Annotated in this window: 8 protein-coding genes and 1 tRNA gene; 4 read left to right on the top strand and 5 right to left on the bottom strand. The window is 48.3% G+C overall.

All coding sequences use genetic code 11. The features are described from left to right. Nucleotides 1-35: 35 nt before the first annotated feature. From EQP46_RS20375 to gcvA, 5 genes are all read right to left on the bottom strand, one after another. A complete protein-coding gene (locus tag EQP46_RS20375) occupies nucleotides 36-2,120 on the bottom strand; it encodes a peptidase (protein ID WP_129495379.1) in 2,085 nt (694 codons plus the stop codon). Between the two features lie 24 nt (nucleotides 2,121-2,144). Further along, complete coding sequence (locus EQP46_RS20370) at nucleotides 2,145-2,759, bottom strand: DUF1449 family protein (RefSeq protein ID WP_129495378.1); 615 nt, start codon at nucleotides 2,757-2,759, stop codon at nucleotides 2,145-2,147. A 369-nt stretch (nucleotides 2,760-3,128) separates the two neighbouring features. Further along, nucleotides 3,129-3,216 (bottom strand) — tRNA-Ser (locus EQP46_RS20365). Between the two features lie 180 nt (nucleotides 3,217-3,396). Beyond that, a complete protein-coding gene (locus EQP46_RS20360; protein WP_129495377.1) occupies nucleotides 3,397-5,898 on the bottom strand; it encodes a CoA transferase in 2,502 nt (833 codons plus the stop codon). Between the two features lie 158 nt (nucleotides 5,899-6,056). Then, entirely contained in the window at nucleotides 6,057-7,061 is a 1,005-nt protein-coding gene (gcvA, locus tag EQP46_RS20355; RefSeq protein WP_240671777.1) for a transcriptional regulator GcvA, read from the bottom strand. Nucleotides 7,062-7,260: 199 nt separating this feature from the next. Between gcvA and EQP46_RS20350 the strand changes: the two genes are divergently transcribed. From EQP46_RS20350 to EQP46_RS20335, 4 genes are all read left to right on the top strand, one after another. Next, nucleotides 7,261-8,832 carry a BCCT family transporter gene (locus EQP46_RS20350; RefSeq protein WP_129495376.1) on the top strand — a complete coding sequence of 524 codons (1,572 nt, stop codon included), beginning with the start codon at nucleotides 7,261-7,263 and terminating at the stop codon, nucleotides 8,830-8,832. After that, nucleotides 8,829-9,989, top strand: a complete 1,161-nt coding sequence (locus tag EQP46_RS20345; protein ID WP_129495375.1) for an iron-containing alcohol dehydrogenase — start codon at nucleotides 8,829-8,831, stop codon at nucleotides 9,987-9,989. The genes EQP46_RS20350 and EQP46_RS20345 overlap by 4 nt, the downstream gene beginning before the upstream one ends. Nucleotides 9,990-10,007: 18 nt before the next feature. Further along, nucleotides 10,008-11,501: a CoA-acylating methylmalonate-semialdehyde dehydrogenase gene (locus tag EQP46_RS20340; protein WP_129495374.1), complete on the top strand. Its 1,494-nt coding sequence runs from the start codon at nucleotides 10,008-10,010 to the stop codon at nucleotides 11,499-11,501. A gap of 170 nt (nucleotides 11,502-11,671) precedes the next feature. Next, nucleotides 11,672-12,247 (top strand): UPF0149 family protein, encoded by a 576-nt coding sequence (locus EQP46_RS20335; protein WP_167482785.1) that lies wholly within the window; start codon nucleotides 11,672-11,674, stop codon nucleotides 12,245-12,247. The last annotated feature ends 315 nt before the right edge of the window (nucleotides 12,248-12,562 follow it).

Below are 12,562 nucleotides of genomic sequence, written 5' to 3'. Positions count from 1 at the left end.
AGAAGAAGCGGGATTCTGTGAGAAGAAATGAAGGGTTATTTATCGTTTGAAGACGGCTCCATGGAGCTTTGAATTTTCTTCAACAACTCCGTTGCGCCACCTTGCGAGTTCAGCAAACTCGCCAGCGCAACATTGCTCAAGTCACTGCTTTTTAGCTCAGTATTTTCCAAGATGGCTTTCAAGTCTTCTGGAAGGCTTCGGTTTCCATCAACGTACTCAGACACCAGTGGGTTGAGCACTTTAGATTGCTCAAACTTAGCATCCACTGCAGATGCATCCATGATGGTGCGACGGATCTGCTCCATCCCTTCACCACCAAAGAGGCGGATATCGGCTTTAGACAGAGCTTCCGCCAATGCTTTCGCGTTCTCGCTGACCACGGTTTTCTGTGCATCGATGCGCGCAATTTCCAAGTCTTTGTCTTGTTGCAGTTGCATCACCCACTTGTCGTGCTCACGCGTGTGCTCATCGTATTGCTGAGCCGCTTCAAAGCGAGCGGTTTGGGCTTCTGCTTCAGCCAAACCTTTCGCACGCAATGCTTGCGCTTCGGCTTCACCTGCACTTTGCATTGCAAAGGCTTCTGCTTCGCCGGTTTCTTTGATCGCTTGCGCGCGTTCGCGCTCAACTTCAACTTCTGCCAACCCTGTTGCGCTGATCATTTCTTTTTCAGCGTGTGCCATGCGTTCTTTTGCTGCAGCTTCACGTTCTTTCGCAACATAGCCAGCTTCGGCACGCTTAGTGGTCACAATTTGGTCCGCTTCTGCTTCTCGCGTCTTCACCGCCAGATCATTTTCCGCATCACGGGTTTTCACTTTCAGTTCCGCTTCGTTTTCAATAAGCAGACGCTCAGCGCGTTCTTTCGCCGCATCTTTCTCAGCACGCGCAGCCACCAGCAATTCAAGCTGCGCGGCTTCTGCAGCAGCTTCTGCTTCAATCATCTTGACGCGTTTTTCACGCCCAACGCGTTCGTTAACACGTAGGTTTTCGGTTTCTTCCTCTTCACGCGCAATCTTACGCTCGATCTCTACGCGTTGAGAGCGTGTTTCAGACACGGATTTAAGTGCTTCTTCTACCGTGGTTTCTTTCTGCATTTCACGTTCAGCCACTTCCGTTGCTGTACGCACTTTTTCGGTTTCAACAGAGCGTGTTAGCTCCTCTTGCTGAATAGCGACTTGGCGTTGATTGGCGATACGGGTCATCTCTACTTCCATTTCCACGCTTTCACGTTTCTTGGACACTTCTTCTTCCGTCTCTAATTTCGCCAGTTCCGTAACGCGTTGGTACTCTTCGCGCTTCTCGGCTGCCAGTGCCTCTTCTTGCGCTTTGATGATGTCGACTTCACGTTGAATTCGCGCAATGCTTTCCTTCTCTTGCTTATCTAGCTGCAGACGGTTCGCTTCCGCTTCAACGTTTTTCTTTTTCATCGTTGTGCGTTCGTCCTGACGGATAGCATTTGTTTCCGTGTTTTTCTGAGCCGTAATTGCTGAGATCTTACGGATACCTTCTACATCAAGAATGTTGTCTGGGCTGTGCGCATCTAGGGCCGTTTGGTCAACTTTGTCGATAACCACATCGTAGATCTTGAAACCGTCCATTTCGCTGCCGATAACTTCAACTACCGCATCGCGGAACGCTCGGCGATTCGTCAGCAATTCTTCGAACTCGAACTGTTTCACCGCCGTTTTCAACGCTTCTGAGAATTTAGGCTGGAAGTGCTCTTTCAGGCGATCAAGGTTTGATGCTTCATGCGCAGTAAACAGTTTTGCCACGCGCACAATGTCTTCTTCTTCGTGGTTAACACCGATATAAAAATCCACTTTCAAGTCCGCACGGATGTTATCGCGGCAGTGAAGGCCTTCGTACTCTTCGCCTTCTTGATCTTTACGTCCGCTACGAATTACCGAGATTTTCTTACGCGTAATATCCATGTATTCGAATCGGTTAACGATCGGCCATACAAATGTGCCGGTTAACGATGCGCGTGTACGGTGAAGTCCGTTCACAATAAGTGCGTCACCTTCACCACGTACTTTTTTATAACGTGAGGTAAGAAAAACCATCACGATGAGGAAAACGCCAATACCAATGCCGATAAAAATGATGCTAGGGGAAATTTCCATTTCCAACTCCTGATTTATAGTCCGTTATGCTTTCGCCACTACGTAGCGATTCGAAGCGTCATCTTTGAAGACAATGACCACTTCTTCTCCGTATTGAATCGTGCTTTCATCTTGAAGCATCACATCAAGCAAGAATTCATTGCCCTGATGTAACACCATGACTTCCCCTCTCTCTTTGTTAACAACATTGCTGTGAACCCGGGCTTTCAGGCCAATGTAGTCGACCTCAGCAAACGCTTTTTTTTGGTCGAACATGGGCGCAAGCGGCTTTAACAGCATTGCTGAGATGGCTAATGAGAGATAAGCGACGACTGGGATTGATACAAGATCAATCAAAAGGTTTGTAACGCCCGAAAACAGGCTGTTATTCACTTGCGCGGAGTAAAACGACATGACGGTTGCGATAAAGCATGAAACGCACAACGCAACCATAAGAGGTATTTTAGATAACACCTGAGGCAAGATGAGACCCGCCCCTGGCACGTTATCAAGGTCAAAAATGTCGAGATCAGCCGTAAAGCCTTCCACGACATTAAAAACCAGATCTACGAGCATAATGAGGAAAAACACTACAAACGGCACAAAAAACACGCCTGTAGGAAATGCCATCAGCATACTCAGAAACTCACCAACTGCCATATAACGTTACTCTAAACAAAGTATTATGTTTTTGATTGTTTTGATGTCTAAGCTTTTTCAAGCAGTTCCAGACTAACTGAGATTGCGCAGTTTTAAACCTACAAAACGGCCTAATATGATTCGGTTCAAAGAAATAGTCCGCCAAATTCTTATACAAGACACAGGCTCGATTTTACAGCCAACGAACAGAATCTGAGACAAACAGAGCATACTCATCGTTGTTAATAGGACGAATTTCGTATTTGAAGTGAAGCATTTGGCGAGAATGAGAATGTCTCAGGGCTTTAGTGGGCATTTAAAACAGGCAGAAGGTTTTTTTCATAAGCCAGAAACGAGAAAACCCAAGCATTTCTGCTTGGGTTTTGAATATGGCGGTGAGTGAGAGATTCGAACTCTCGATACGTTGCCGTATACACACTTTCCAGGCGTGCTCCTTCAGCCACTCGGACAACTCACCGTTTTGTTGTTGAGTGCTTGTCTCAACGAGGCGGTACTATATAGGGCTGGTATATAAAGTCAATTCATTCACGGACGCTGAGTGACTGTTCGATGAAAATACCGTCAATTCCAGCGAAAAATAACAATAATGACGCCCGAAAGCGTCATTATGAGGTCATTGCGTTAACGCATTTGGTCACTAATTAGGAAGATAATATTTGGACCAACCTTCGCTCACCACACCTTTGTCGATCAATCCTTGTACCGTGCTCGGCGCCATGCCTAAGCCTTCCAGAATACGTCGGCTTGATGTGCCAAACCGTTCCGTCGGAGCAAGAGAGAGAATTTGCCCGTTGGTCGGTCTAATCGCATAGTGATCCACCATGGTCGTCACATGGCCACTTGGGTGCTCGTCATACACGGAGAACGCGTACGTGCCAAGATCTAAGCCGACTTTACCATCATGCTTACGCGCATAGTGCTCACGTAACCATTCGATGCTCTTGATATCTGCAATAGCAACGTCCAGTGATTGAAAAGTACCAGCCCAAAATTCGGAAGTATTTGTCGCCATCAAACCCGAAATCAACTCAGTTTGCTGGCTATCATCCATCACAGACAGTCCTGCAAAACCTGGCGCGTTCTCGATCGCATCTAGGTCCTTTTCGGTGGCATCCAAATACACCCAACCATCTTGCGTGTGATAGATATGCGATAGCGCATTGTATCCCAGCGCCTGTCGGCCTGATGGCTCATCAAAGGGCGCACGATCTTTGTAGTCGTAGCTGTATTTGATTTGCGCGAGGTTGGCGGTCGTTGAAAGCGATGTTCTGGCGCGCAATGCTTCTCCGGTGTGCGCACGGTGATATAACGCAACGGCGATACTTAACCCACCCGCAAAGCCACAATTCACATCCAACGTACCAATGTGCGCGTGCTCCTCCGGTGTTTGCTCGCCGCCAAAACGGCTCATGATGCCGCTGTTCGCCTGAATGATATCGTCGTAGCCAATGTAATCCGTTTTCTCGCCGCGCTTAGGCCCGCCAAGGCAATCGAGACGGCAGAAAATCACATCAGGGTTGATTGATTTCAAGCGCTCATCGCTCAGACCCAGAGCGTCCACCTGACGCGCTGGCGCATTGATAACAACCACGTCGCTCTCTTTCACCAACTGCTCAAATATCACTTTTCCTTCGTCAGTCAGCATGTCCATTAACAGGCTGCTTTTGCCGATGTTGGTTTGATAGCTAAACAACACCCCAATCAGCGGATCGTACATCGCCGTCGTTGGATCGAGTTTGGTGACTTCTGCGCCAAACCTGCCAAGGAATGCGGTGGAATGTGGCCCTGCGATGACATTTGTGAGATCCAGAATACGCACGCCCTTGAGCCATAGGTTATCCGACGGCGCAGCCGTTGCTAAAGGTGTTGCAGAATACGCTGGGCGTTCAGAGAAATACTGCGCGGCTTCGCAAACATCGCTGATTTTACGTGGTGCCAATTCACACATTGCATCCGCACACTCTTCAAACCAAACGAGAGGCCCAGGTTGTTTCATTTCGCCGTAGATAGGATCATCCACCGTGACAATCAAACCACTTTGTTCACTGTGCTCGCTGTTCACCCACTCTTGTGTCGTTCTGTGTGGTGCTCCCGGAATGCCATTTTCGCCGAACAACCTGCCCCACTCTTCTGACGTTTTTGTTAAAAAGACGGCTTTCATCTTCTCTGCAATTTTCCCCGCCCAATTTGTAGGCAATGGATAAACCCCAATAGAGGTTTCTCCAGACCACTCCGCAATTGGCACATAAAGGTCATCGACTTCAGGTAATCCCTCTTCCAACAGCTCGTCGAAAACACCCAACAAGGTCAGACAACGCTTGGCGTGGTTACGGTGTGACGGACACACAACATAGAAAAAGCGTCCATCTAGGCATTCATAAGTGCGGAAGAAGGGGTCGAGAAACTCCTGAAGATCGTCATAGCTCACATCCATGTCGAGGCCTTCATCATGACGACGGGCAATCTCGTGTTGGCGCATAGTAAGGTAACGATCGGGCATATCTTCGATCACAATGGAGTTGTAAGAGAGGCCTTCCATCAAGGCTGAAGCGACTGGCACTTCGATGTGATCGCCCCCTCCATGCTTTTCACGAGCAAACAATGCTAATGCAAGCGAACTCGCCGCAAGGGTGGTCGCATAAGCCGAGCCCAATGCCAACGGAGAAAAACTTGGGTTGCAACCCATCAACACGCGATTATACCCCATATCGGTAAACACGCCTGAGGTGGCTGCAATAATGGCTTCTGTCGCCTTCCACTCTTTTCTTAAAGAATCATTCGATGCGAAACCCGGAATAGAGAGCGTGATAAGCCTTGGGTCTGCGGCGCGAAGGTTATCGAAATCGATCCCTAATTGCGCAAGACGTCCTGGACGGAAGTTTTCAATAATGATGTCAGCGGATGCACACAAAGACAGTGCTTGCGCTAAACCTGCTTCGTTTTTCAAATCCAATTCGATGCAAAGCTTATTTCGATTAAGCACGGCATTGGCGGGATCTTTCCAAAACGCACCTTCTGCTGGGTCAATGTGGATCACATTTGCACCCAAATCAGCAAGGATCATAGCAACGGCTGGCCCTGCAATGTATTGGCCGAAGTCCACGACATTCACACCGGAAAGTGGCAATGTATTTCTCATTTATTCCAACTCCTGTCCAAAGAGGTATATCCATGAAATGAGAAAGTCCCTTTATGAAGAAAGGGAGCTTCATTGCGACCGATACTAATTTGGCATTTATTTATTCACCATTAATAAAAATTAGGCCTCAGCGTTAAATAAATTAATGGCTCACATAATTAATTATATAAATCAAGAAATAGCTTGTTTGACTGGTCTTTTTCGACTTCAACCAATAACCAATCAATAAATTCTTGCGCGTGAGGATGCAGTATTTTTGATTTAGAACTCACCAAATAAAAGGCTTCTTGCGTCGTCACTTTGGTATCAAATAAGCGAACAAGTTTACCCTCGTTGAGGTATTTTTCGACCAAGCTACTCCTGCCGAGGGCAATCCCACCGTGATGGACTGCCACTTCAAGTGCGTTTACGAGCGTGTCAAACTGACTCCCGCGATCAAATTCAGCGTAGGGTAAACCCATGCGTGTGAACCAATGTCCCCAACCATCTTCATAGCCAATCACATGAATGAGTTTTTGCTTCAACAGATCGCTCGGAGAGAATTCGGAAGCCAACGTCGCTGCAAATTCAGGGCTGCAAACAGGGTAAAGCACATCCCATGTTAGGCGGCGAGATTCTAAGTGCGCCCATTTTCCATTCCCGTGCGTCACCTCAACATCAAAGTTGCTTGCACTCTCGCGATTATTTACCCATATGTTGCTGGTAATTCTTAAGTTTATATTGGGGTGACTGTCTGAAAACGCTTGAAGCCGTGGCGCTAACCAGTGGATGAAGAACACGAGATTCACACGAACATTGAGCAATTTTGATCGCCCTTGCCCAAACAGTTCCTCCGTGATTTCAGACAGTTTTTCAATCGCCTCGTGCACAACAGGAAGATAAGCCGCACCCGCCTCCGTTAACTCAAGCCCTCGCGGAAGACGCACAAACAGCGTCGTGCCTAATTGGCTCTCCAATCCTTTAATCTGCTGGCTGATCGCCGCTTGTGTTATGTGCAGTTCTTGGGATGCATGGGTGAAGCTCAAGTGCCTCGCCGCGGCTTCGAAAGAACGGAGCCAATTGAGAGGCGGTAATCTCTTTTTCATCGCTATTTTCCTGATGTGTATCTCGTCGAATGTAATAAAAACAATTACGTAAAAAACCTTCAAATTTATAAAAGCCATTACGTATAAATTTTTTTATACCAATGACCAAATTTTTATTAATTGCGAGGGTATCTCTAAATATGAAAGTTTACTTAACGTCAAAAAGCCAAAGTACACATACTAAATCGCGACAAAAACATGACGCATTTAATACATAAATAAAATTTGTGACGAATGACGATATTTATAACCACGTATTCGGACGAGGAGTTATGCAATGGAAACGGATGTAAATCCAAGCAACTCAAAAGGAATTTTTGCAGGGGTTAACCCTATAATGGCAATTGGCTCTTCTGCGCTTGCTGTACTGTTTGTTTTATACACTGTGATAGTTCCTGAACACGCCAACAGTGTTTACTCAGCCGCTAAAGGTTACATAGCAACAAACTTTGCTTGGTACTACGTGGGATTGATGAGCGCGTTTTTGTTCATCGCTGTCTATTTGGTTTTCAGTCGTTACGGCAGTATTCGATTGGGGAAAGATGACGAAAGGCCCGAGTTTGGCTTTTTTTCATGGTTTTCGATGTTGTTCGGCGCAGGAATAGGTATCGGTATTCTTTTTTGGAGTATCGCGGAGCCGATGTACCACCTTCAAAGCAACCCTTTCGTGTCCCCCGACAGTGCCCTGACCATTGAAGCTGCTCAAGTCGCCATGCGCGTTAGCATCTTTCATTGGGGCTTACATGGTTGGGGCTTGTTTGCACTTTGCGGACTCTCTCTTGCTTACTTTTCTTATCGCAAAGGCTTACCTCTTTCCATTCGCTCCGGTCTTTACCCCCTATTAGGCAATCGTATTTATGGCCCCATCGGCCATGCAGCAGATTTGTTAGCCGTATTCGGGACCGTCTTTGGTATTGCGACATCCTTAGGGCTAGGCGCACAGCAAATGAACGCCGGCTTGAATTACCTCTTCGGTGTCGAAGTCAGCACAACCACACAGATGGTCTTGATCGTGTTGATTTCAATCATTGCCACGTTCTCGGTCATCACCGGTGTCAACAAAGGCATCCGTATTCTTAGCGAACTGAACATGCAACTTACCGTTGTGATGCTTGCGTTCTTTATCATCCTTGGCCCTACGGCTTATGTGATTGGTTCGTTTTTTACCAATTTAGGCGACTACATGCTTAATGTTACGTCCCTAGGGCTTTGGGTCGATCCAAACCCCGAGCACACATGGCAAGGCTCGTGGACCATCTTCTATTGGGGATGGTGGATTGCATGGGCACCCTTCTGTGGCATTTTCATCGCACGTATCTCCCGTGGCCGCACCATTCGTGAATTCATCCTTGGCGTGCTGATTGCCCCAACCATGTTGGCAGCATTCTGGATAACCATTTTTGGCAACACAGCCATGTACATCGAACTGTTTGGTCAAGGCGGCGTGGTAGATGCCGTAAATGACGACCTTACGTTAGCCTTGTTCAAAACCATTGAGCTCATGGATGTGGGCACCATTCTCACCACGCTTGGCGCTTCTATCTGCACCATCATGTTGGTGACGTATTTCGTAACCTCTGCAGATTCCGCAACGCTGGTTATTTGCACCCTCATTTCTATGGGTAACCCTCACCCACCCACGCGCTACCGTATTTTCTGGGGCATGTCGATCGGGCTTGTCGCCGCCGTACTGCTGCTTGCAGGCGGATTAGGCGCATTACAAACCGCGTCCATCATCGCCGCATTACCGTATTCCATCGTGATCATCGCCACCATCGTTGGTCTTTACAAAGCATTAAGAGCAGAGCCTCTTCCTGGAAAACCTGAAGTCATAGGAGTAGCAAAATGAGCGCCTCAGTCACCTTACCTCGAATGATGGAAATTGGCGGCGGTGCCGTCGCGCAAGTTCCAGAAATGGTCAAAAACTTGAATACATCTCGTGTGTTGCTGATCACGGATAAAAACATGGTCGAATTCGGTTACGTCGCAAAAATTCAGGGCATCCTGATGGACGCAGGCATCGAATCCAGCGTGTATGCAGACACGATCCCAGAACCTACATCAAGCTCGATTGAAGAAGCAGTATTGGTCACGCGTGAAGGCAACTTCGATTGCATCATTGCATTGGGTGGCGGTAGCGCGATCGACAGTGCGAAAGCGGTCAGCATTCTGGCGCGCTTTGGCGGGAAAATGCGTGATTACAAAGTGCCTCGTATGGTGAATGAAGAAGGCATTCCTATCATCGCCATTCCAACCACCGCAGGAACAGGCTCCGAGGTGACGCGCTTTACCGTGATCACCGATGATGAATCCGATGAAAAAATGCTGTGTGTTGGATTGGGTTTTGCCCCTTATGCCGCGATTGTCGATTATGAACTCACCATGTCTCTGCCTGCCCGCACTACCGCAGACACCGGCATTGACGCGCTCACTCACGCTATCGAGGCATACGTGAGTAAAAAGGCCAGCCCATTTAGCGATTATCACGCCTTAGAAGCCATTCGTCTTATCGCACCAAACCTTCGTAAGGTCTATCACAACGGCAAAGACACAGATGCGCGCGAAAAACTCATGCGAGGCGCGACCTACGCGGGCATCGCATTTTCGAATGCATCGGTTGCTTTGGTGCACGGCATGAGCCGCCCAATTGGTGCTTTCTTCCACGTGCCGCATGGCCTATCCAACGCCATGTTGTTGCCAAGCGTGACGGCATTCTCGATTGAAGCCGCACCAGAACGCTACGCCGATTGCGCCGTTGCCATGGGTATCGCCCAAAAAGAAGACGCGATTGATGTCGCCAACACCCGTCTTGTTGCAGAACTCGCCGCTATCAATGTTGAACTCAACGTCCCCACGCTTGAAGAGTTTGGGGTGCAATTCTCTATGTTCGAAACCGTACTCAACACCATGATCGAACAAGCCTTGCTGTCTGGCTCGCCTGCTAACAACCCGAAAGTGCCGACACCCGATGAAATGAAAAATCTTTACCTAAATCTTTGGTCTTAAGGAAGAGGAACCCCGCAAATGAAAACAATTGGACACTTGATCAACGGCGAACAGCGTGAAGACGGCGAGCAAACGCAATTGGTGTACAACCCAGCAACGGGCGAAGCCACTAAAGAACTTTTCTTAGCCAACGATGCCTTGGTGGATGAAGCCATCGAGGCTGCGAAAACCGCTTTTCAAACATGGCGTAACGAGCCGCCGATCAAGCGCGCGCGTATCATGTTCCGCTACAAGCAATTATTGGAAGAACATAAAGATGAGATTTGCCGACTGATTGGTGAGGAGCACGGCAAGATCGCCCACGATGCAGCAGGTGAACTGCAACGCGGCATCGAAAACGTTGAATACGCATGTTCAGCGGCAGAGCTATTGAAAGGTGAATTTAGCAAGAACGTCGGCCCGTCGATTGATTCTTGGTCTGAGCACCAACCGTTAGGTGTGGTAGCAGGCATTACACCGTTCAACTTCCCCGCGATGGTGCCACTTTGGATGTTCCCGATGGCAATTGTTTGCGGTAACTGCTTTATTCTCAAGCCATCAGAAAAAGACCCTAGCGCTGCCTTGTATATTGCCAACCTTCTTAAAGAAGCCGGTTTGCCTGATGGCGTGATGCAAGTGATCCAAGGCGGCAAGCCCGTGGTTGATCGCCTGCTTGAAAGTGCAGACGTCGAAGCCATCAGCTTCGTTGGCAGCACGCCTATTGCGAAGTACATCTACGAAACCGCGAGCCAGAACGGCAAACGTTGCCAAGCACTGGGCGGCGCAAAAAACCACGCTATCGTGATGCCAGATTGTGACCTTGATAATGCAGTGAACCAGCTTATTGGAGCAGCATATGGTTCAAGTGGCGAACGTTGTATGGCGTTGTCCGTTGCGGTTGCTGTCGGTGATGAAACGGCCGACAAACTCGCCGCCATGCTTAAGCCTAAGCTGGATGAACTTCGTGTGGGTGCGTTTTATGACAATGACAATGATTTTGGTCCACTGATCAGCAGAGAGCATCAGCAAAAAGTGGTTTCCTACATTGATTCCGCAGAGCGAGATGGCGCAACGATTGTGGCTGATGGCAGACACCCCAACGTTGAAGGTTACTCAAGCGGGTACTTTGTTGGGCCAACCTTGATTGATAACGTGTCTCCGACAATGGAAAGCTATCAACAAGAAATCTTCGGGCCAGTGCTACAAATCATTCGCGCGGATTCAATGCAAGACGCAATGGATTTGATCGACAAACATGCCTATGGCAACGGAACTTGCATCTTTACACGTGACGGTGAAGCGGCGCGCTATTTCTCCGATAACATAAAGGTCGGCATGGTCGGTATCAATGTGCCGCTGCCTGTACCCGTTGCTTACCACAGCTTTGGCGGTTGGAAACAGTCTCTGTTTGGTGACTTGCACGCTTATGGGCCTGACGCAGTTAAATTCTATACCCGTAGGAAAACCATTACACAACGCTGGCCATCGGCAAATGTGCGTGAAGGGGCAACCTTCTCCATGCCAGTGCTCTAATTCGTTAAATGACATGGTTCACAATAAAACCCAGCCTCACGCTGGGTTTTGTTGTTTCGACAGTCCATTTCTCACAGGTGAAGCGCTTTGCGTTGAAAAATTGCCAATTTTTTTCAGTACTTGGCGACTCACTGCTAGAATACAGCCAACATCAATACAGAGACGTAGATATGCAAGTTTCGCTCACGCAATTTATGACAGATAACGATTTGGACAATCAGTTGTTATCTGAGATGCAAACAAAAGGCTTTGTAACCGCGATGGCGGCTGCACCTTATATGATTGACCCTAGTGAATGGTTAGCTTTCATGTGGGGTGGCGAAGAGGAATCACCGTTCTCAAGTCACGAACAGCTTGAGCAATACGCAAATATCATCGTCGATATGTGGAATGAGCAACGCGGCGCGCTGCTATCTGCAGAATGGCAATGGCCTGAAGGTTGTGCGCTTAGCGACGCTGACATCGTGACTGCAGACACTCGCCTTTACTGTGAAGGCCTGCTTCAAGGCTGGACACTGGCGCGTGATGATTGGGAAATTCTGATGCCAGAAGATTCCCAAGAAAGCGCCCTGCTTGGCGGCGTGTTGCTGTCGATTAGCCTCTTGTTCGACCCAGAGGCTGCGCTGCCAACCCTAGAAGCACAAGGTGCAGCAGAATTGGCGCAGTTCGAAGAAATCTACAAAGGCATGCCAGTGATGCTTTGTGGCCTGACGCAACGCGCGGCGCAACTTGTAGAAGAAGCGTAATTCGCCAAGCGCTTTTTGAAAGCACGCGTTCAAACGGCTGCCACTGTGCAGCCGTTTCTCTATAATTGCGCCTATGACCTCGTTTGCTTAGGCATAAACATTGCGCTTTTTCTGAGCAAAACAAATCGCGCACTGTTCGAATAATCCTGATATAGTCCCGCCCCTTGCTCTTAACATCCCCATGTTTTCAGCAAACAACGATGTCCGGCGCTGTTTCGCGTGTCTCTTGCTAACCCGTGGTTGTGCACCACAACAGGATTCATCGGATCATCACTTTTTCATGTCATACGCTACCAACGGGTAGTATTGCTCGGG

It is taken from the genome of Enterovibrio baiacu (assembly GCF_004120195.1).
Lineage (GTDB): Bacteria > Pseudomonadota > Gammaproteobacteria > Enterobacterales > Vibrionaceae > Enterovibrio > Enterovibrio baiacui.
The sequence above is the reverse complement of the archived record's forward strand: the minus strand, read 5'-3'. Positions and strand labels throughout refer to the sequence as shown.